Origin of the sequence: Stieleria magnilauensis, from assembly GCA_007753675.1 — a bacterium.
In the GTDB taxonomy this organism is placed as follows: Bacteria; Planctomycetota; Planctomycetia; order Pirellulales; family Pirellulaceae; genus Stieleria; species Stieleria magnilauensis.
This window is the reverse complement of sequence record CP036432.1, coordinates 3,363,253-3,383,755: the sequence shown is the minus strand read 5'-3', so window position 1 is coordinate 3,383,755 and position 20,503 is coordinate 3,363,253. Positions and strand designations below refer to the sequence as shown.

The following is a 20,503-nucleotide window of genomic DNA, read 5'->3' as shown; positions in this document are numbered from 1 at the left end:
GACCCCATCGCAATGCGAAAACAAGAACTCTCGGCGTTCTCGATGATTTTGGCTGCTTTCTGCCTCGGCACGCTGACCACCGTCGCGTTCAGTGGTTGCAAGCCACCGACCGCCGTGCCGCGTGCCGCGGAAACCAGCAACACGTCGGGCAGTAATACAACCGGCAGCAACACGACCACGTCGGCCCGCTGGGCGTCCAACACGACGGCCAACACCACCGTCGCGGCTGAAACCCCGGTTGCCGAAGTGCCGATGCCGGTCAAACCCGCCGTCGAAGTGGTCCAGCCGGCAGCGGCCGAGCCGATCGCCAGCGAACCGGTTCCCAGCGAACCCAAAGCCAGCGAACCGGTTGCCAGCGAGCCGGTTGCCAGCGAGCCGGTTGCCAGCGAGCCGGTTGCCAGCGAGCCGAAAGCCAGTGAACCCGTTGCCAAGGTCGCCGCCAAACCGACCAGCGATGCCAAGGTGGAAAACCAGACATCGCCGCCCACGTTGGTTTCCGAAGTTTCGGACCCCAACGAAGTGATGGCGAGCGGAAAGGACTGGCCGCAATGGGGCGGAACGCGATTGCGAAACAACACGCCGGGTGTGACCGGATTGCCGCGAAGTTGGAACATCGGCAAGTTTGATCGGCGGACGGGAGAGTGGGACAACAGCAACGCCGAAAACATCGTGTGGTACGCCAATCTGGGCAGCCAGACGTACGGGAATCCCGTCGTCGCCGGCGGTCGGGTGTTCGTCGGAACCAACAACGGTGCCGGACACCTGAAACGTTATCCTTCCCAAGTCGACTTGGGATGCTTGTTGGCCTTCAACGAAGCCGATGGAGAATTCTTGTGGCAGCACAGCAGCGAAAAGCTGATCACCGGTCGCGTCCACGACTGGCCGTTGCAGGGGATCTGCTGTGCACCGCTGGTCGAAGGCAACCGGTTATGGTTTGTGACCAGCCGTGGTGAAGTCCGCTGTCTCGACGTCGAAGGGTTTTATGACGGCGAAGACGACGGTCCGGTGACAGAGGAAACGGCGTTTGTCGCGGAACTGATGCTCGCCAGCGACGCCGGCAAGGCGGCGGTGGCGGCACTCGGCGAAGGCAAACTGTCCGACGGTCTGGTCGAAGCGCTCAAAACGGCCGGCGAAGAGGTCAGTGGTGATGTCAAAATTGAAAGTGTCAACGAAGGCGCCGGCTGGGTTGCCAGCGGGAACTTCGGCGGCGTCGATCGCACCTTTGAACTCAAGAAGGCCGGCCCGCGGTTGAGCGTGTTCAAGAGCTTGGGCATTCATGACAAACGCGACGCCGACACCATCTGGATCTACAACATGATGGAGGAACTGGGGACCAGCCAGCACAACATGTGCTCGTGCAGCGTGACCAGCTATGGCGATTACTTGTTCGTCAACACCAGCAACGGACTGGACGAATCGCACTTGAACCTGCCCGCTCCCGATGCACCGACGTTCCTGTGCATGAACAAGAACACCGGTGAATTGCTGTGGCAGGACAGCTCGCCGGGATCCAACATTCTTCACGGCCAATGGTCCAGTCCCACGGTCGCCGTGCTCGGCGGCGTGCCGCAGGTCTTGTTTTGCGGCGGAGACGGATGGTTGTACAGCTTCAAAGCGGATGGCGGCGTCGATGGCAAGCCGGAGCTGCTGTGGAGATTCGACTGCAACCCGAAGGAATCCAAGTGGGTCATCGGCGGCGAAGGCACTCGAAACAATCTGATCGCGACGCCCGTCGTCTACAACGATCTGGTTTACATCGCGGTCGGACAGGACCCCGAGCACGGTGAGGGCGAAGGCCACTTCTGGTGCATCGATCCCACCAAGCGGGGCAACGTTTCACCGCAACTGGCGATGAAGGTCGAAGGCGACAGCCGCACCGAGATCCCCCACAAACGGATCCAAGCCGTTGAACCCGAAAAGGGTGAAATCGCGGTCGACAACCCGAATTCGGCCGTGGTTTGGCACTACTCGTTGTCCGACAACAACGATGACGGCGAAATCGACTTCGAAGAGGAAATGCACCGAACGATCGGCACCTGTGCGATCAAAGACGACGTGATCTACGTCGCCGACTTTTCGGGATTGCTGCACTGCCTGGATGCCCGTGGCGAGAACGGCGAGGCCAAGGTCCACTTTACCTATGACATGTTCGCACAAAGCTGGGGCAGCCCGCTGATCAGTGACGGCCACGTCTACGTGGGCGACGAAGACGGCGACGTGGCGATTTTCCAATTCGGTCCGCAGTACAACGAGCCGATCGAAGAAATCAACATGGGCAGCAGCGTCTACAGCACGCCGATCGCGGCCAATGGTCGGATCTACATCAGCACCAAAGACAAGTTGTTCGCAATCGAGAAGCAATCGCAATGACGAAGACCGTCGTGGACTGTGGCAATTGTGGCCCCGATTTTCACTCGATCCGTCAGTTTGTGACTTCCAACTTTGATGCCGTCGTCGTGCAATCGCACGACGCGGAAGAAACGCTCAAGTTGCTCCGCCAGCGTGACGTCGCGCTGGTGACCGTCAATCGGAAACTTGATCGGGACTACTCTGATGGGATGGAAGTCGTCAACGCGATCAAAGCCGAAGAGGATCTCGCCGACGTGCCGGTGATGTTGGTGACCAATTACGAGGAACACCAGCAGGCGGCGATGGAGGCCGGTTGCGTGCGGGGTTTCGGAAAGCTTGCCTTGCGAGACTCGAGGACCGTCGAACTGCTTCAGCCGTACCTGGGTTCAAATTGAACCACTCCACCACCTTTTTTTTGATCGCGATTTTCGTCGGCTTGTTGGCCGGCGGTCTGCTCGGTGCTCAACCGAGCATCAACGGATCACTGGGCAAGAGCGTCGCTCACCCGTTGCAAGCCTCGTTGATCTCCTTCGGCAGCGGGACGCTGATTCTGTTGGTGCTGACGATGGTGGTCGGGGAATTCCCCCCCGTGTTCGCCGTGTCGCCGCGTCAATTGCCTTGGTGGATCTGGTTCGGGGGTGCGATCGGTGTGGTGATGGTTTCGACGTCGCTGTTCATTGTGCCGCGGATCGGCTCGCTGCCCTGGTTTGCCGCCGTCATGACGGGGCAAACACTGGCGGCGCTGCTGCTGGATCATTACGGGTTGCTGGGCAATCCGAAGACACCGGTTTCTGCCCTGCGAGTCTGTGGAACGCTATTGTTGGTGCTGGGAATCTTGGCGATCGTCGGGGCGCGGCGTCTGGAGACGACCCAGGACGCGGCGGTGGAAGTCGTCGAGACCGAAGACTAAGTTTCGTAAGCTTGCAGCTTGCGTAAGGCAGGGAATGGCAAGCAGGATGCTTCCCTGACTGTTGGCAAGCAGGATGCTTACCTGGCTGCTGGCAAGCAGGATGCTTACCCCACTGTAGGCGACGATCGCATGTCCAACGAACCTCCTCTCGATGATGCCGATTCGCCCGAGACGCCCTCCCAGGCTGCCTCACTGGACGAGGTCTGGCAGAGCTTTGGCAGTCAGCTGCGGCGCCGCGCGCGGACGCGCTTGCGGCAGTATGGTCTGACCGGTCAGACCGAATCGATGGACATCTGCAACGAAGTGATGGTGGATTTGGCCAAGCGAACCGACGCGGATTCGTTGACGGCAGACGATATCCTTTCCTACATCCTGCGTGCGATCGACAACGAAGTGGTCGACACCTTTCGAACGCTGGCGCGTCATTGCCGCGATTTTCGTCGCAACGAGGCGACGCCGGTGGAGGAGATCAAACTTCACGGTGCCCAGACCTCGCCCAGCCAGATCGCGCTCCGCAAGGAAGTGGCTGATCGCGTGCGTTCGATCTTGGGCGATTCGGACGCGTTGGCGCTCGACATGATGTTGCAGAATCACGACTGGAACGAAATCGGCCAGCGGCTGGGGATCAAACCGGACACCGCTCGCATGCGGGTCCGCCGCGCACTCGACCGGGCGCGCGAAGAGATCGGATTGTCGGAGTCGTCGTGATGGCCGAGCGTCCGTCCCCGCACGATTCAAGCCGTCCCGCCGATGCGACCGCAAGCACGTCGCCACACGTTGCCGGGATCGATGATCTGATCGGTTGGTTGCAGCGGCGCCGCGAAAGTCATCCGACGTCACCACTGGCGGAGCTGATCGATCAGGCATCGCTGTCAACGAGCGGCCTGGTGGAATTGGCGGCCGTCGATTTGATCGGGCAACGTCGCAGGGGACAGCAGGTTGTCGTGGAAGACTACTTGAAGCAGTTCCCACAGCTGGCCGAGTCCGAGAGCGATGTGTTGGACCTGATTGATGCCGAGCTTTGTGTCCGACGGGAACGAGGTGAGGATTGTGACGCGTCCCGTTTTCGTGATCGGTTTCCCGAACTCGCCGATTCGATCGAGCAATTGATACATCTGGAACCCGGACCGCGAGAAATCCACGCCGGTGACAGCTTGGAATGGGATCAATCCGTTGTCCAGCGAGAGATGACCGTGGCGGCGGGGCAGCCTTCGGGCGGGCAACCGGTTTCGGAAACGCGTTCGGATGATTCGATCGACGTTCCGATCCCGATCAAACCGCCCGAGTGGATCGTCGGCGCCCGGTGCATTGCGACCGTGCAACTGCAGCGTGGGCGGTGTTGGCTGGTCAAGGGACGTGACACCGAGCGGAACGACACCGTGGCGATGAAGATCATTCCGCTGCCCGCGAGGCTGGGGCGAACCGAGCGGACCCGCATCCTGGATCTCTGCGAACGCACCAGCAGCGTCGCGCATCCGTCCTGGGTGGCACCGCGGATTGCGGCGATCAACAACGAGCACCTTGCGGTCGTGCGGCCCTGGATCTTCGGTGAATCCTTCGCGTCACGCCCGCCTGGTGCGAATCAGGTTCAGCGATTGGAGATGCTCGTGCGTGTCGCGTTTGCGCTTGCCGCGGCACACCGCATCGGTGCGACGCATGGCAGTGTGAAGCGTGAGAATGCGATCATCGATCACCAGTCCCGCGTCAACCTGATCGACACGGCATCGGGGGTCGCGTGTTGGGCGGAACCCCATGCGACGTGGGCGCACGAGCTGTCGAAATCACTGCCCGACCGGATTCGCCGCGATACGATCGGATTGGTCGCAATGATCGCGCTGGAATGCCTCGAGTCACCCGATCGAATCGCATCGACCTGGATTCCGCAACTCACCGACGGAATCGACTTCAGTCGCAATGATGCCTGTGCGAGCATCGGCGAGGCATTGCAGTCCTGCTTGGATCGGAAGCCCGTTGAACGCTCGTGGTGGCAAAGAGTGATGCGTCCTTGACGGTACCACCGTTCCTCCTTTGCACGAATCGAATCCCTTGCAGTCAGAACACATCTACGAAACGCTGTTTGTCCGGCAGCTGTTCAACGAAATGTCAGCGACCTATGGGACGGTCAATCTGATTTCGTCCTTCGGGTTTTGTCGTCGATGGCGGCGGCAATGCCTTGGGCAACTGTCGATTCCCGAGTCGATCACCGTGATCGACTTGATGACCGGGATGGGGGAACTGTGTCCCGCTGTCGGCAGATCGATCGGTCCTGGCGGGAAGATCGTTGCCGTGGACAATTCACCCGTCATGTGCCGCAAGGCTCAAGACAACCACGTGGGTCGACTCGTGTGCGAACTGGAGATTCGCGAAGAAGACGCGCTCTGCAGCCAAATCCCCGATGACTCCGCCGATGTTGTCGTTTCGTCATTTGGTCTGAAGACGTTTTCCAGAGACCAGACGATCCGATTGGCCCGCGAGATTCATCGCATCCTGAAGCCCGGCGGGACGTTTTCCTTCATCGAGATCTCGGTCCCGCCGTCACGATGGCTGAGAATTCCGTACTTGCTTTATTTGAACAACGTGATCCCGCTGATCGGCAAGCTTCTGATGGGCAATCCGGACAACTATCGCATGTTGGGCGTTTACACGATCGCATTCGGTGACTGCCGTTCCGCGATCACGGCGTTTCAAGACGCCGGATTGAACACGAATTTAAGGTCGTATTTCTGGGGCTGCGCGACGGGCCTGGTTGGCGAGAAACCCAATTCATCGCGCGCTGTTACCACCCAGGACGGTGAAGAAGGCGACGCGATCGTGAAAGCTTGATCGCATTGAAAAACGAAGCGGCGCCCCACGCGGGGCGGGAGTGTGAATGGCACTGGCATGAGTGTTGGTGTGCAGGCTTCAGCCGCCCACTGTCGCTGCGTCGCAGCGACCGGGAATCGCCTAAAGGCTAAACACCAACACTCATGCCCGTGCCGTTGCCCCTTTCCAAAATTTTAATCCGTGAGCCGCAGCGGCCCATCTTTTGACCAACGCATTTCTGTCCGACTCGTCGGTTGTCCCGCTCAGCAAGCGTGGAACGACGCCGGGGTTATCGCACTGCGTGTTCGAAATCGTCGGCCGGTTGGTAGTCGAAGTAGCACTTGCGTTTGATGACTTCCGCGACCGACTCGGGCACCATCAACTCCCATTCCGGGTCGCCCGATTTGATTTTTTGCAGCACGTCGCGTGATCGCACTTGCAAGCAGGCGGGGTCATAGTTTTGCACGTCGATGATGCCGCCACGGTCACACAGGTAGCCGAACAGTTGTCTCAACTGGGGATCGATGTTCAAATTCTCACAGGTTGTCAGTTCGCCGCTCTCGGAATCCAGCATGGGATAGCAGTAGACCTGCAGGCCGTTTTTGAACATCCGTCCGAAGGATTCCAGGATGCCGCCTTGGAGCCCGGTGTAGTACTGTTCGTCAAACAGTTCCCGCAAACTGCCAGCCCCCATTGTGATCGCGATCTTTTCTTTGGTGTAGCGTGACAGGTAGGCGGCCAGCCGATAGTACTGGAAGTAATCGGAAATCAGGACCGGCATTCCGCAAGTCGCCATCACATCGGCGCGGGCCAGGAAGTCCGACAAATTGATTTCGCCCGCGGCCTTCAGATTGTTCATCGTCAGTTCCATGACGGAGACGATTTCCTTGCCGACCACGTTGGGATGTTTGGAAAACTGCTCTCGGGCGCTCTCCAGCATGTCCAAATTGACGTTGCAAACGGGACGAAAGCTTCCGCGTTCGACCAGGATCGCTTTGCGGTAAAAAAACTCCGACGGCTGCAAGACTTCTCCGCTGGCAGCGAACATGGCCGCACCGCTCAAACCGAGCTCGACCAGTTTCAGACTCATCAAGCGGTTGTCGACGTGGCGGAACGCGATGCCGGAGAACTCGATCATGTCGATTTCGATCCGCGATGTCGACAGGCCGTCCAGCAGCGCGGCGACCAACAGTTCGGGCTCATGGTGGAGGGCAAAGGCGCCGTGGACCAGATTGACGCCGACGATGCCGAGGGCTTCCTGTTGCAGGGCCGCTTCGTCATCGAGCATGCGGACGTGGATGATGATCTGGCTGTCTTCGTCTTGGGGATGGGCCTGGAATTTGATCCCCATCCAGCCGTGGCAGGCATTGGTGCCGTGATAGTTTCTTGCCGAAACGGTATCGGCAAAGGTGAAGAACGCAGTCGTTTCACCGCGGACCTCTCGCAACCGGTCCAGATTCAACGTGTGTTCATAGTCGAGCATGGCCTGCAGACGTTCCCGACAGACGTAGCGTGAGGCCCGTCCGTAGATCGCGTCACTGACCTTCATGTCATAGGCCGACATGCTTTTGGCGATCGTGCCGGCGCCACCCCCGACGCGAAAGAACCAGCGAACGACCTCTTGTCCCGCGCCGATCTCGGCAAACGTCCCGTAGCGGCGGGGATCCAGGTTGACCTCCAAGGCTTTTTGGTGCGTGTCGAGGGGCTCGGAGTGCTGGTTGGATTGGTGGGTTCGAATCATCTGGTGGGTTCGCCGGGTTGAGTCGCGTGATGAAAAAATGCTTGCAATGAGAACATGGCTTGCAGTTTCGAGACGATCCCGGGGGATGCTCGCCCGGGGTGGTGGTTCGGGCAGAATGACGCCAAACGGTCATGATCGAGACGTCTGAAACGGAACGGCCAGGCGCGACCGTCCGTTTGGCTCCGGCGTCGTCTGTCGCTGTGTCTTCGCCGCTAACGAGGACCCACAACCGCACACTCACTTAGAGGGGGCTGATTGCCCTTCGCATGGAAAGTGTAGTATGCTGTGCAACTGAGCCGCACGCGGTGATCGCTTCGGTCAAGTCGGACGGGCAGTGATTGGGATCGTGCTTGACTGCGAACCTGATGTCTGAGGCGACTTTGGCACACCTACTCATCTGAACACCGCTCCCGGATGATTTCCGACCGCACCTCTCTTCTCTGACGCTGGCAGATTGAAAACTCCGCCCAAAACCTCGACACTGATGTCTTGTCCTGTTCGCCCAAGGTGGTGCAGCGAACCCCGACAGGTGGGCTGGGGACCGTCTCACGTCACCATCACTTCAACCACACTCGTCGTTCCGGGGTGACCGCATTCGATGTCTTGGCAACAACAAGTCATTTTCGTCGTTGATGACGATGAGCGTGCCCGGGAATCCGTCTGTGCGCTGGTCAGCTCGATGGGATTGGAGTCCAAAGCGTTTGCGTCGGCGGAGGACTTTTTGGAGTTCTACACCAAGGACAAGCCGGGATGCTTGGTGACGGATATCCGGATGCTGGGCATGAGCGGACTGGAGTTGCAAGCGGAATTGAATGACATGGGATCGCTGTTGCCGGTCATCGTTCTGACAGCGTTTGCGACCACACCGGTCACGGTCCAGGCGATTCAGCGCGGCGCGATCACGTTGCTGGACAAGCCGTATCTGGAAGACGATCTCTGGAACGCGATCCGCAAAGCGCTGGCACTCGATGCGAGCAAGCGTGTGGAAGAAGCGCACCGCCAAGCGATTCGGGAGCGGATCAACGAGCTGACGCCGTCTGAACGCACGGTGTTGTCTTATGTGGTGGCCGGCAAGCCGAACAAGGTGATCGCGAATCGTCTTGACGTCAGCGTGCGAACGGTGGAGAACCGTCGCAGCGAGATCTACACCAAGTTGCAGGCCGAATCGGTGGTTGATCTGGTCAGGATGGTGATCGAAGCGGACATGCTGGATACCTAGTGCGCCGGCCACATCGAACAGTAGCCGGCGCACGAGCGTCACGTTGACGTCGCGACGCTAAAGCCGACCGCAATCTTTGCCGTCGTTGCCTCACAAGGGCACCTCCGGCGGGTTGCGGGTTACCACATCGCTTTTCGGTTTCTGCTCTTCATCGGATCGGGTGCGATTCGCAATACTGTGCTTCATCGATGGAACGATGGTTGATGAGGGATCAACAACAATCGAGGGATCGATGACCACGATGGAACGATGATTCAACCGGACGAATCTTGGTGGGGAGACTCGGGCTTCAATCTTGGAAGGAATCCGCAGAACACATGGGGCTCTTGGAGAATGTTCCGGCGGCAACGCCGGAACATTTCTCTGAGCCGCCACATCCTGCTGCGGAAAAGCGTAACGAAGCACGATGCGCGTGAGGCAGGCGCAGGTGTTGACGACACAACCCTTCCGACGGATCGGACGAGTGACCGTCAATGGGAACGGCTGGCGAATCATCGAATTCACGGGGCGAGGCAGCGTCTTTGTCGGTGATCGCAGGCAACAGGTTCGGGGCAAGAACTTGGGCTCACGTCGAGCTTTGCGTTTCACCGACGAGTGCTGCCTTTTTTTGTTTGATCGGTGAATTTCTTTCGACTGCTACAACCGCCCCAATCTTCTTTGGCGGTTCGTCCAATCACCGCTCCGCGATGGCGACGATCCAGTGGGGCAGTTTGCTGCTGTTGTTCGGCATGATGATTTGGCCGATCTCGACATCGCAACAGTGGCGTTGAGATCGAGATCGCAAGGCCGCGTTGGTGACGATTCCGTCGTTGTTGCTGTTCGACCCCGCACTGCGGTCCCTGGTCAAAACACTGCCCAACCCATCGACGCTGGAGTCGGTCGAAACGTGGTGGCAATGCATCAGTGAGGTTGACGCGTCGCAGCGGTTTGCGTTGACCGAACTCGCGTTATCGACGGCATGCCAATCGCAGGATTCGTCTGTCGCACAGATGCTGCTGGCGATCGACGACGGATTGCCCGAGAACTACTCGCCGCATCCGTGGAGAAACTATCGCATCTGCCGAAGATCAAGTTGAAGTTCTTGATCAATTGTTTGGTCGAATTGTTCCAATCACAGGACCGTGTCAGCGCCGATCAAGCGGCGTACCTGCGATACCTGACGGCACGCTGGAGCATTGTGACCTCCGAACCGCCGTTTTCGATGATTTCAAGATCCGCGTCCGACGCGAAGCTCTGCTTTCGTCGATAGCGCGGCAATCGAACCGGGGCAGTCGATCCGGCCCGTGCTGTCGATCGCGTTGCCCAACCGCACCGGTCCGTTCTGTTTTTCTGCAATTAATCGCGCCGTTCGTCCTTCGCGGATCCCGTGGGCTGAAGAGCTTTAGTACAACGGAGGGTGGTACATTATGCCCCATTCCTCTCGATCATTTTGAAGGCACCCTCCCATGTCAGAAACGACCCAGGATTCCGCTGACGCGCGGGACGAACAATGGCCCAGCAAAGACTCCGGCGGCGGAACTCGCAAGACGGTGCTTTATGTCTTGTTGGGGTTGATGGTCGTCGCGTTAGGGTACGACTATCTCGTGGCCCGACCGGCAGTCAACGCGGCCTACGATCAAGTCACCGAAGCCAGCATGGAAGCCAACCGCAAGGGCGTCGGATTCTTGTCCAACACGGACGTTCGTGAGCTGCTGGGAAGGGAACCGGTGCAGACCTTCGAAGACGGCCGCTATCAAGTGGAAGTTTATCAGTGGCGAGGCGGGTTGATCGTCAAGCCACACAAGCTGTATACGGTCTACATGCCAAATGGCGGCGCTTGGATGTTCAATCGCCACGCGAAGTTCGTGTACGAGGCATCGGGTGTCGTCAATCCCGATCGTCCGCTGGTTCCGGTCGACGACGACGAACCGCCGGCGTCGTATGACGAAGCGGAGATGTCCGGTGGTGGCGGAGGCGGTGGCCCCGGAGCGGGCGGCCCCGATGGTGAGCGTGACGCACCGCAGCGTCCCGAAGCAGAAGGTCCGGACGCCGAGGAGGCACCTGCGGCGGAGCCGGCTGAAAGCGACTCGCCGGCGCGCCCGGAACTGGAGAGCGAGTCCACGGAATAGAGCTCCGGCCACCTTTGACAATCCGCCGAAAGTTTTGGCGGCTTGCCGGGCGAACGCTCGAAAATAAGACTCACCGATGGCAGCGCGAACCCACGGATTGATTGCACGCTGTCATCGGTCGGCTCGCGCTGCTACCGGTGGGCTCAGTGATCCTTTCATCGCTGATCCTTTCCTCGCTCGGCAAGTTACAGCCTGAACCCTGTTCGGCTCAGGCAGGGTTCAGCCGGCCTTTTCCGAGCGACGCTGCAGGCTGGTCAGGTGCGGGTCGGTCACGGCGCGATTGATTTCGTCGAGCGACGTCAGCCCACGCAGGACGTAACTGTGGGCGACTTCGGCCAGACGCAGCATCCCGTCATCGGTCGTGATCGCCTCCAGGTCACTGGCGCTGGCCCGTTTGGCGATGGCTTCTTCGATCACGGTGTCGACCACCATGATCTCCGGCAAGGCGACCAGTTGGTCATAGCCGCCTTCGAAGCAGAGGTGGCAACCGAACGGAACGAACACCGACGCTTCGGCCCCCTGCATGCGACTTCGAATCCGCTCGGGGACGTCGGTCGGATGGGACCCTTCGGCCGGTTTGCGGCAGACCGGACAGAGTCGGCGGACCAAACGTTGATTGATAACGCCCGACAGGGCGCTGGCTAGAAAGACATGGTCACTATCGTATTGCAGCATCATGTCGACCGCTTCGGCGGTACTCGTCGAATGCACCGTTGCCAACACCAGTTGTCCGCTGGCCCCGGCTCGGATCGCGGTTTCCGCCGTTTGGCGATCACGAATCTCGCCGATCATGATCACATCGGGGCTGTGCCGAAGCACGACCGTCAAAAGTTCGGCAAACCCGAGTCCGAGTCGCGCATTGGTTTGTGATTGCATCACGCCCGAGAGCGCATGCTCGACGGGGTCTTCAATGGTGTGGATTTTTCTTGATCCGTCATTGAGCTCATTCATGATGGCGTAAAGTGTGCTGCTTTTACCGCTCGCGACCGGACCGGTGACAAGAATCAATCCGCTTCGTTGCCCGATCAGATGTTCGATCGATTCCACGTCGATGGAATCCATGCCCAGTTGGTCAAGCGGTCGGGCGCCACGCACGGGATCGAACAATCGAATCGCCACGTCTTGGCCGTACAGGGTGGGGATGCTGCTGAGCCGAAGATGTGCCTTGGATCCGTCCGGCGTGGTGATGTTGCCGCGGCCTTCGACCGGGCGGACGGATTCACCCGCATCGGCGCCTGCCAAAACACGCAGGTGTCCTTGAAGCCGATGGCCGTAGGTGCGGGCGAGTTTACGAACCGGTTCGATCCGGCCCAGTCGCCGGACGGAAATCAGCACGGCACCATCGATGTCCGAAACAAACAGATCGCTGGCGTGTCGCTCCAGTGACCATTCAATCAGGTTGGCGGCGAAGAGTTCAGGTGGTGCAAGCTCCGTCTCACCCTCCAGCTTTTCTAGATTTTCGAAATCGATCGCTGAATCATCGTTCACGTTGCGGGTCTTCCAGGAGAATCGGAGAAGTCGGTCATGAGTAGCGGTTGGATAATATGAACGATAACGGCGCGCAACGCAAAAAAGGGTCGCCTGCCCCGTTCCCAAGTCGGCTCGGGCGGGAAAAAATAGTGGCATGAATGCGCCACCCCCCAAGGAACTCCTCCGCCGATTCTACGGCTACGATGACTTTCGCCCCGGACAGGCAGAGATCATCGAACACGTTTTAGCGGGGGGGCACGCCATGGTCGTGATGCCGACCGGCATGGGAAAATCGCTCTGTTACCAGATTCCGGCACTGTCAAGTGTCGACGATGACCGCTCGATCGTGTTGGTGCTTTCCCCCTTGATCGCGTTGATGCAGGACCAGGTCGATTCGCTGCAGAGACGGGGAATCGATGCCGGTTTCATCAATTCATCGTTGGATCGCGAAACGCGGTTGGCGCGTTATGAAGCCTTGGCCCAAGGACAGTACAAGATTCTGTTTGTCACTCCGGAGCGTTTTCGCAAAGACGATTTCTGCGAGGCCCTGTCACGCCGGACGGTCCGTCTGTTGGCGATTGATGAAGCGCATTGTGTCAGCCAGTGGGGACACGATTTTCGCCCCGACTACACGCGGGTGGCCGAAATCCGCGCGTCGATCGGTGAGCCCACCACGCTTGCGTTGACCGCGACGGCGACGGCCGAGTGCCGCCGAGACATTTACCGCCAGATCGGCATCGATGCGTCACAAGTCAAACTGTTTCACCAAGGCATCGATCGCCCGAACCTGCATTTGGATGTGATCCCGGTCTATGACGAAGAAGAAAAACTGAATCAGCTCCGCGACATCCTTCGCGATCCCGAGTACCGCTCCGGCAGCGCCATCGTTTACTTTTCGTTGATCAAAACACTGGAGCGTTTCAGCGATCACTTGCTGTCCGAAGGAATTGATCACGTCTGTTACCACGGCGATTTGCCACGCAACCAGCGCCGGCGTGTCCAGGACGAATTCATGTCCGGCGATGCCGATCTGGTGTTGGCGACCAACGCGTTCGGCATGGGCATCGATAAGGAAGACATCCGCATGGTCGTGCATGCGGAGACCCCCGGTTCGATCGAGTCCTATTATCAAGAGATCGGACGTGCCGGTCGCGACGGGCAGCCGAGTCGGTGCGTGTGGTTGTACGCGCAAGAGGACTTGATGACCCAGATGCAATTCATCGAATGGTCCAATCCCGATGCCGCCTTCTACACGCGGTTGTATCAATTGATGGCCGAGCACGGCGAGCAGTGCAGGGCGTTTGGGCTGGAATGGATGAATGCCCAGTTGCAGCGTCGCAGCAAACACGACCACCGGATTGCGACGGCGATCTCCATCTTGGATCGCCACGGGGTGGTCGCCGGTCCGCGGCCGCCGCAGTGTTTTGAGGTGTGTGCTCCGCTACCGGCGCGGTTCCAAGACGACGATCAATTGGCCGAAAAGAAGCGACGCGATCAACAGCGGTTGTACGCGATGGTTCAATTCGCGGCCGAACAAGGTGATCGCAAACAGTTCTTGAATCGTTACTTTGCCGATCCGGAGGCGTCCGGGTGAGGTCGGCACGCGGCGCCGGCCGGTGTCGCGTGTGGTGCGTTCCAGACGCGCCGGTCGCTGACCGGCCTGTCGACTTAATCGCGATCGAAACAATGGTGAGCCGATGGCGCTAGCCACGGGCCTCCAACGGCAACGTCGTCACCACTAGGCCCGCGGCTAGCGCCGTCGGCTCACTAAATCGACAGGCCGTGACGCGTCCCGCTGGGATCAGCCGGTGCTTTCGCGCCGCATCACGGTTTCGGCAACGATGTCCAGACCGTCGAAGGCGAAGAATCCTGGGACGTAGCTGACCTCACTGATCGGGATCGTGATCCGGACGGTGATGTCGTCTCCCGGTTCCGCTTCTTCCAGGAACGAGGGGGTGATGACCACGTTCGCACTGGTCAGATTCATGATCGCCAACTCTTCGTTGACCCGCGTCTGCACGTCTTCGATCGACGCGGTGGGGCGGATCCCGACGCGTGCCCCTTCGCGAGATGCTTGGACGACCGCTTCTTTGATCATGCTGATTCGTCCCATCTCGATCAGTCCGAACGTGAAGGTCAGCATGACGGGGACGATCAGGGCAAATTCGACGGTCGCGGCACCGCGACGAGACTTTCTTCGACGGTTAGGATGGTTCACTGGAATCACTGGCGTTGGATGATGCTTTCGTTTCATAGTTGTGTACTCGATCGGGCGTCGGCGAGATCAAAACCCGTTGCGAACGCGTCTGGCTGCAACGGGATTCGCCGAAACACTCTCGGGGGGAGCTGTTTAATCGACAAGCATGACGGGAGTGAATAAGAAATCGCTCTCTTCGATGGGGGCTTCTTTGAAGACCGAGTATCGGGCCACCATCGGAGCCGGTTGAATCGTCAGGTGTTTCTTCTTCATCGGACCGGTCAGCTTGACGCTCAAGATGCGGATGCCTTCGAAACGGACGATCGTGTACATCGCGTTATTGCCGTTGCCATGAACGCTGGTGAAGATGGGGATGATCCGGGGCTGGCCGATGATCGCTGCCAGTTCGTCTTTGATCCCCGCGCTGATTCCGGTGTCTCCGTTGAGTTCCAATTCGCCGTTGGAATCGAATTCTAGCGAGTGACCGAGGTCGGCCATATCTTGAGTCGAGATGCCGTGCAGAATTTGCCGGCTGAGGTCGCTTGTGCTGTTGTTGCTACCTCCGATATCGACGGTGCCACGGTTGCCTGGCGATCCGGTTCCGGTCGGATAGAGCGAGCATTCATAAAAGCCGTCGCTGCCGCTGGTGACCTGTCCATTGGCGTACGAGTAAACATCCTCGGTCTGCTTGGCGACGACCTGCTCCCAGGTCTCCAGATCCAAGGCGATCGGCAGAATGTCCAGCGTCTCGCCCGCATCGCTGGGCGTGTGGAACCCGGAAATGGTCTTGAACAAAGCAGCGGTGGACTGCGCCTGTAACGACTGTTCGGCGCGGCCGGTGACCGATCCAAAGAACAAGGGGATGGCGGAGTTGTTCGCTTCGGTCTGTCGGACGTGAACGCGGACGGCATTGAAACGCGAGGAGTCGGACGTGTCCAGGGTCCCCGGTTCATCGCGATTGTAGTAGCCGATTTCGATGTCGGCATTGGGGTTCAGCGTCGGCGCCCGTGAACTGACAATGTTTTTGGAGGCGATCGTTGCGGCGGCGTCGTTGATCTGGCACTGGACGGTGGTTGCATCCTGGCCCTGGGTGACACCGTCGAACAGTTCCCAACACGCGGACATGGCGGCGGCGTCGGCGGTCCGTTTGACTTCCGAACGGGAAACGTTGATGTGTCCAAAGTCGATCGCAATCGCGGAGACCACTAACAGTCCGGCAACCAAAAACACACTGAAGACGAGCGCCGAGCCTTTGCGACGTTTTGCCGATCGGCGTTTGCGCGGCGGAAGGGTTGAACGAGTCACGGGTTGGTGAGCGCGGTCGCGCTGGAGTGAAATTTGAGACATGAGATGACCTGAGAAGATGATGAGATCGACAATCCACGACGTTTTGTGCACATCGTGGCGCTGCTACAGGGCGAATTGATTGACCTGGATCGTCTGGGTGTGACCATTGAGGTAGATCAAACGGACGGTCTTGAGTCGAATCGAGGCGACTCGATTTTTCCCAAATCCGATGTCCACGGACTCGAGGCTCTTTTCAGGCGTGTAATGATCGAGACTGTGGAGGTCCTGGTCATTCATTTGCACCAGGTATTCTGGACCGCCGAAATGGCCCCACTGCATGCTGTGTCCATCTTTGACCGCGAACATTAATTGGCCATTGAAGACAGCCATCGCACTGGTCCATTCGATCCGATCGTTGTCGCAGTACAGCGTCTCTTGAATCTGACTTCGCTCTTCGTCGACGAGCGTTTCGTTACAGAAGGCTCCGACGTGGAAACCGCCACTGGAGTAGCCGTCATCGGCGGCGTAGTTCATCTGCAGCTGGAAATAGCAATCGGCGTGGTCCGCGTCGGGATAGAGAAAGAACGCGACCTGGGGTGAGTTGATTTTGACGTCGGGTTCGTTGATCGTCAGTTCCCAATCCTCTTCGACCATGAACAGGACGGGTTCGATTGCCGTCGCGATGCCGGGCAGCGACGCGAACAAACACAATCCCCCCGCAATCAAAGTGGCGCGAACGGCGCCGAATCGGTTCAATGCGTGTGACATTTTGGTTCCCTAAATTGACGAGGCAGAAAAGATGCCGCAGCCGAGCTTGGCAATCCCCTTCGGTGGTCTGGCGATCCGAACGCTTCGAGTGAAGCAGGCCGGACCCATGACTTTGCGTCCCACGCTTACACGTGGTTTGCCGTTTCGAGGGCTTTGAAAGGGGGAACCGTTCGAGCTGATTTGGCATTGAAACGCTATGTCGATTCGCGCCCGAAAACTTGAGTTTCCCCATATGTATGGGCCGTGATGAGGCATTCCCCCCTGCACGTCATGAGGGTCGTGGCGATTGTCGGGCCACGCTGAGGGAATGCCCTCAATTTTGTGGATGGCCAACCCGGTTCTCGGGTGGTAGTGACCCAGGGTTGTGGTGCTCTGCATTCTTGGTACCTGACCCGAATGGCACGAACTCAAGGAACAACGGATTGGGTAACCGTTGGTGTTTAGCCTTTGGGCGATTTCCGGTCGCTGCGACGCAGCGACAGTGGGCGGCTAAAGCCTGCACACCAACACGTATGCCCGTGCCATTCGTACCGGACCCCTTTTCCGCGGCACCCCCAAATCTAAGAGTTGACGGAGCACTACTGAATCAATCGCGTTCCGGGGCCACTGGCCGTGGCGGTCGCTCGAGTGGCGGGGGGCTGTTCGTAGAGATTGAACTCGGCCCACAAAGGAATGTGATCGCTGATCGCATTGGCCTGTTTTTCGGTCAGGCCCAGGTCGGCCTTCAAATCGATCACGCCGAGTCGCCCCGAGTATTCGGCGGTCACGCTGCTGTCGATCAGGATGTGATCGTTGGTTTTGGTGCGATTGATGTTGGTTTGAATGTCGGCCGCCAGGGAGAGCACGCCGGGGATCAATTTCAGCTGTCCGAGGTTCTTTTCACTGACGTTGAGATCGCCCAGCAAGATGAAGTCGTCTTCGGAGTACTGTTGAAACTCATATTCGCGGACGCGTTGAAAGACGTCGGCCAGCACGTTGATTTCGCTCTCCTGATCGGCGGGATCGACGCGGTCGGGTTTGGTGTGGACGTTGATCATCGTGAATCGAAACGGCCGCTGGGGGCTCTCTTTGGGGACCACGGTTTCGAATGTCGCCACCATCGGTTCGCGATACATGCGTTTGCCGGGATCCTGCACCACATAGGCGGATCCGGGCACCAGGTTGATCCGTGACCGATCCCAAACAAAGGCGTACGATTCCAGGTAGGCTTCGCCGATCGGGTCGCTCATCGTCGCGGCGAAGTTGCCTCCCGATTCGTTCAACAGTCCGACCAGTCGTTGCAGGGCGATGCCGTCGGCTCCCTGTAGTTCTTGGATCGCCACGACATCGAACGTGCTGACGATCTTGGCGATCGTTCCCAACACATCGACGCCGTCTTCGTTTGTTCGGATGCTGGATTTTTTGTCCGCGAAGTGTTCAATATTGAAGGTCGCGATGCGAATGCGATCGGGCGGACGTTCGGTTCGGTCGCCCAGCGAAATGGTTTCGCCGCGAAAGGCCGTCTCCGGATCCGGTCCGAGCAATCCGTCAAGTGATGAAAAACTCAGCCCGCCGGTCAGCATCATGTAGAGCGCGTAAAGCAATCCGAGTGTGGTCGCGCCCGGACCGAACCAGCGGAGCAGCGAACTTGTGCTACTGAAGGAGCTTTTTCTTCGACGTTTGGAAAAGATCCCCACCTCGGCCTCCTTGCCGAACGTTGCTGGGCCCAACCGTGGTGGCCGGGGCTGACGTTGATCACCCTCTCGATTGTTTTAGGTGGCTATAGGTAAACTTGGGTGTCTTGGGCAATGGCAATACGACAACCGGGAGTGCGTGAGATGTCGCAATGGAAAGACGTGGAGCGGCGTCTGGCGCGGGTCCGCACGTTCGCCGGATTGATGGATGACAAATTTGCATTGCCCGGAACCCGCATCCGATTTGGGTTGGACACGTTGGTGGGACTTCTGCCGGGGGTGGGCGATGCGGCCACCGCGGTGGTCGGGCTCTGGTTGATCGGCGAAGCGTTTCGCATGAAGGCGTCGACGGGCGTGTTGATCCGCATGTGCGGCAACGTCTTGATCGACGCGACACTTGGGGCCGTGCCGATCGCCGGTGACCTGTTTGATTGGTATTGGAAATCCAATCGGCGCAACGCCGTTCTATTGGAAAAACATCTCCAGAAGCGAGTGGCCGATCCCTGATGCAATCGATCGACACCTTGCCGCGGTTCACGATTCTGATTCACGCGGTCGGCCACGGTTTCGCCAGGCAGCAACTCTCCGATGGGAGCCGCGTCGCGGCGGGACCGGTGCATTGGGATTGGTTGTTCCAGCCACCGGGTGATCGATCGAGCGGGCGGGCGGGTGATGCATGCGCGGACCATCTCGAACACCCATCGAAGTCGGCTGCAACGTTATGGACGTGGGCGACCGACCCCTTGCCCGAGTTGGACAAGCCGCCAGCGAGTTGGATGGATCGCATCATCACGCCGGCGCTGCGGTTGGCCGATCATCGCGAGCGCTATTTGGATTTCGAAGGTGACATCGGGGCTGGCCGCGGATCGGTCCGGCAACTTGCCAGGGGACGATACGAACTGATTCGCCAGACGGCGTCCTGCTTCGAAGCTCGGCTGCAATGGACGAGTCCGCCGGCTGGAGGTTCTCCGGTCGATTGGCGCCACGACCCAGGCGTCGACGCCCGGGTCGTGGCTCGATTCTCGCGGGCGGATGGAGAGGCGTCAGAGTCGTGTCACGCGTGGACGGCGACCCTGTTCTGCGAGCGGGACACTTAGCGAAGAGAGAGCGATCACAGGGAGGGGCTGAGGGTGCTCGTCGATGCCGGACCGAACCTCGACAGCATCGTCGATGCCGGCTTACAAGCCGCGAGATGAACTGGTGTCAGAGAGAGTCTCGGATTCCGGTTCGTCGTCCAGCTGAGCGAGCTTGTAGATCTCCCCTTGGGGCGTGAACGTTGACGATTGCACGTCACCGGTTTGTCCGGTGACGGTGAGGTATTGGTCGGCGAGTTCGATCGATTCGATGATCACCGATCCGTCCATGTGCCCCGGATACTGGTCGGGGACGTCGATCAGTGCGATCGATTCACCGTCCTGAGTGTCCCATTGCAAGTTCAGGTTTGTCTTTGATGCGATCAACTTGATGCGATCTTTGAATTGAGACAGTGGCAGCGGCAACGCCCCGGCGCGGATTTGCTTGATCGAGACGGCCAGACGGTTGGGTTGGTCGGTCAATTGGACACTTAGCTCGCATGACAGAACGGCGTCGAGACGCTGGTCCTTGAATCGAGCGGCGGCCATCAACAGTCCGTCTTGAATCATCACACGAGGCTCTTGCAGCCCTTTGGCTTCCAGTGTGGGGAATCGCTTGGGAAGTTGATCGATCAGCCAGGCGTTGATTTGTTCGGCGGCAAACTGGGCTTGCCACAGGCCGGGTTGGGCAACATCGTCTTGCAGTTTCTGCACGTCGGATTCGATTTGTTCGACCGACTCGGCGACGTCTTGCGGTGGCGGGGCGGCGATGGCACGCTCGTAAAATTCGGGCACCTTTTTGGTTTCGCGGTGAGCCCAAAACGCAGTGGCACCGAGTGAGGCGACGAGTAATGCGCCGACCAACAGCATTCGTTTGATCAGTCGCATCCACATAAACAGTCTCCC

21 protein-coding genes and 1 riboswitch are annotated in these 20,503 nt (G+C 59.0%); of the genes, 13 read left to right on the top strand and 8 right to left on the bottom strand.

Going from position 1 to position 20,503, the window contains the following annotated elements:
- Window positions 1-12: 12 nt before the first annotated feature.
- The 6 genes from TBK1r_RS11910 (at window position 13) to TBK1r_RS11885 (ending at window position 6,082) form a co-directional block, all read left to right on the top strand.
- Entirely contained in the window at window positions 13-2,370 is a 2,358-nt protein-coding gene (locus TBK1r_RS11910) for an outer membrane protein assembly factor BamB family protein (RefSeq protein ID WP_145210509.1), read from the top strand.
- Window positions 2,367-2,744, top strand: a complete 378-nt coding sequence (locus TBK1r_RS11905) for a response regulator (protein WP_095739526.1) — start codon at window positions 2,367-2,369, stop codon at window positions 2,742-2,744. The genes TBK1r_RS11910 and TBK1r_RS11905 overlap by 4 nt, the downstream gene beginning before the upstream one ends.
- The gene (locus TBK1r_RS11900; RefSeq protein WP_145210506.1) at window positions 2,741-3,259 is read left to right on the top strand and encodes a DMT family transporter; all 519 of its coding nucleotides are present in this window, start codon (window positions 2,741-2,743) and stop codon (window positions 3,257-3,259) included. The genes TBK1r_RS11905 and TBK1r_RS11900 overlap by 4 nt, the downstream gene beginning before the upstream one ends.
- Before the next feature lie 129 nt (window positions 3,260-3,388).
- Complete coding sequence (locus TBK1r_RS11895) at window positions 3,389-3,967, top strand: sigma-70 RNA polymerase sigma factor region 4 domain-containing protein (protein WP_145210500.1); 579 nt, start codon at window positions 3,389-3,391, stop codon at window positions 3,965-3,967.
- Window positions 3,967-5,268 (top strand): serine/threonine-protein kinase, encoded by a 1,302-nt coding sequence (locus TBK1r_RS11890; protein ID WP_145210497.1) that lies wholly within the window; start codon window positions 3,967-3,969, stop codon window positions 5,266-5,268. The genes TBK1r_RS11895 and TBK1r_RS11890 overlap by 1 nt, the downstream gene beginning before the upstream one ends.
- Window positions 5,269-5,305: 37 nt before the next feature.
- Window positions 5,306-6,082, top strand: coding sequence for a class I SAM-dependent methyltransferase (locus TBK1r_RS11885; protein ID WP_419581260.1), 777 nt, complete (start codon window positions 5,306-5,308; stop codon window positions 6,080-6,082).
- A gap of 268 nt (window positions 6,083-6,350) precedes the next feature.
- Here the strand turns inward: TBK1r_RS11885 and TBK1r_RS11880 are convergent, their stop codons facing one another.
- Window positions 6,351-7,802: a TonB-dependent receptor gene (locus TBK1r_RS11880; RefSeq protein ID WP_145210494.1), complete on the bottom strand. Its 1,452-nt coding sequence runs from the start codon at window positions 7,800-7,802 to the stop codon at window positions 6,351-6,353.
- Window positions 7,803-8,400: 598 nt separating this feature from the next.
- Between TBK1r_RS11880 and TBK1r_RS11875 the strand changes: the two genes are divergently transcribed.
- Window positions 8,401-9,021, top strand: coding sequence for a response regulator transcription factor (locus tag TBK1r_RS11875; protein ID WP_145210492.1), 621 nt, complete (start codon window positions 8,401-8,403; stop codon window positions 9,019-9,021).
- A 90-nt stretch (window positions 9,022-9,111) separates the two neighbouring features.
- Here TBK1r_RS11875 and TBK1r_RS11870 read toward each other — a convergent pair whose 3' ends face one another.
- Entirely contained in the window at window positions 9,112-9,516 is a 405-nt protein-coding gene (locus TBK1r_RS11870; protein ID WP_145210489.1) for a hypothetical protein, read from the bottom strand.
- A 299-nt stretch (window positions 9,517-9,815) separates the two neighbouring features.
- Here TBK1r_RS11870 and TBK1r_RS11865 point away from each other — a divergent pair, with 299 nt between their 5' ends.
- The 3 genes from TBK1r_RS11865 to TBK1r_RS11855 all read left to right on the top strand — a co-directional run bounded on the left by TBK1r_RS11865 (window position 9,816) and on the right by TBK1r_RS11855 (window position 11,129).
- The gene (locus TBK1r_RS11865; protein WP_145210486.1) at window positions 9,816-10,097 is read left to right on the top strand and encodes a hypothetical protein; all 282 of its coding nucleotides are present in this window, start codon (window positions 9,816-9,818) and stop codon (window positions 10,095-10,097) included.
- The gene (locus tag TBK1r_RS11860) at window positions 10,094-10,270 is read left to right on the top strand and encodes a hypothetical protein (protein ID WP_419581259.1); all 177 of its coding nucleotides are present in this window, start codon (window positions 10,094-10,096) and stop codon (window positions 10,268-10,270) included. Before TBK1r_RS11865 ends, TBK1r_RS11860 begins: the two co-directional genes overlap by 4 nt.
- A 196-nt stretch (window positions 10,271-10,466) precedes the next feature.
- On the top strand, window positions 10,467-11,129 hold the full coding sequence (locus TBK1r_RS11855) for a hypothetical protein (protein ID WP_145210480.1): 663 nt from the start codon (window positions 10,467-10,469) through the stop codon (window positions 11,127-11,129).
- Window positions 11,130-11,348: 219 nt separating this feature from the next.
- On the opposite strand, the gene TBK1r_RS11850 is transcribed toward TBK1r_RS11855, so the two are convergent.
- Window positions 11,349-12,617 (bottom strand): GspE/PulE family protein, encoded by a 1,269-nt coding sequence (locus TBK1r_RS11850; RefSeq protein WP_419581258.1) that lies wholly within the window; start codon window positions 12,615-12,617, stop codon window positions 11,349-11,351.
- A 136-nt stretch (window positions 12,618-12,753) separates the two neighbouring features.
- Here TBK1r_RS11850 and TBK1r_RS11845 point away from each other — a divergent pair, with 136 nt between their 5' ends.
- Window positions 12,754-14,193, top strand: coding sequence for a RecQ family ATP-dependent DNA helicase (locus tag TBK1r_RS11845; protein ID WP_145210474.1), 1,440 nt, complete (start codon window positions 12,754-12,756; stop codon window positions 14,191-14,193).
- A 207-nt stretch (window positions 14,194-14,400) separates the two neighbouring features.
- Here TBK1r_RS11845 and TBK1r_RS11840 read toward each other — a convergent pair whose 3' ends face one another.
- The 4 genes from TBK1r_RS11840 to TBK1r_RS11825 form a co-directional block, all read right to left on the bottom strand.
- Window positions 14,401-14,817 carry a TadE/TadG family type IV pilus assembly protein gene (locus TBK1r_RS11840; RefSeq protein ID WP_419581257.1) on the bottom strand — a complete coding sequence of 139 codons (417 nt, stop codon included), beginning with the start codon at window positions 14,815-14,817 and terminating at the stop codon, window positions 14,401-14,403.
- A gap of 132 nt (window positions 14,818-14,949) precedes the next feature.
- On the bottom strand, window positions 14,950-16,143 hold the full coding sequence (locus TBK1r_RS11835) for a TadG family pilus assembly protein (protein WP_145210468.1): 1,194 nt from the start codon (window positions 16,141-16,143) through the stop codon (window positions 14,950-14,952).
- Window positions 16,144-16,206: 63 nt separating this feature from the next.
- Window positions 16,207-16,851: a hypothetical protein gene (locus TBK1r_RS11830; protein ID WP_145210465.1), complete on the bottom strand. Its 645-nt coding sequence runs from the start codon at window positions 16,849-16,851 to the stop codon at window positions 16,207-16,209.
- 58 nt (window positions 16,852-16,909) lie between these two features.
- Window positions 16,910-17,002, bottom strand: a riboswitch (cyclic di-GMP riboswitch).
- Between the two features lie 427 nt (window positions 17,003-17,429).
- Window positions 17,430-18,527: an exonuclease/endonuclease/phosphatase family protein gene (locus TBK1r_RS11825; RefSeq protein WP_145210462.1), complete on the bottom strand. Its 1,098-nt coding sequence runs from the start codon at window positions 18,525-18,527 to the stop codon at window positions 17,430-17,432.
- A 111-nt stretch (window positions 18,528-18,638) separates the two neighbouring features.
- Here TBK1r_RS11825 and TBK1r_RS11820 point away from each other — a divergent pair, with 111 nt between their 5' ends.
- Together TBK1r_RS11820 and TBK1r_RS11815 are read left to right on the top strand one after the other, a co-directional pair.
- Window positions 18,639-19,031 carry a DUF4112 domain-containing protein gene (locus tag TBK1r_RS11820; RefSeq protein WP_419581256.1) on the top strand — a complete coding sequence of 131 codons (393 nt, stop codon included), beginning with the start codon at window positions 18,639-18,641 and terminating at the stop codon, window positions 19,029-19,031.
- Window positions 19,031-19,621 carry a hypothetical protein gene (locus tag TBK1r_RS11815; protein WP_145210459.1) on the top strand — a complete coding sequence of 197 codons (591 nt, stop codon included), beginning with the start codon at window positions 19,031-19,033 and terminating at the stop codon, window positions 19,619-19,621. The genes TBK1r_RS11820 and TBK1r_RS11815 overlap by 1 nt, the downstream gene beginning before the upstream one ends.
- Window positions 19,622-19,702: 81 nt before the next feature.
- Here TBK1r_RS11815 and TBK1r_RS11810 read toward each other — a convergent pair whose 3' ends face one another.
- Window positions 19,703-20,491: a hypothetical protein gene (locus tag TBK1r_RS11810; protein ID WP_145210456.1), complete on the bottom strand. Its 789-nt coding sequence runs from the start codon at window positions 20,489-20,491 to the stop codon at window positions 19,703-19,705.
- Between the last annotated feature and the right edge of the window lie 12 nt (window positions 20,492-20,503).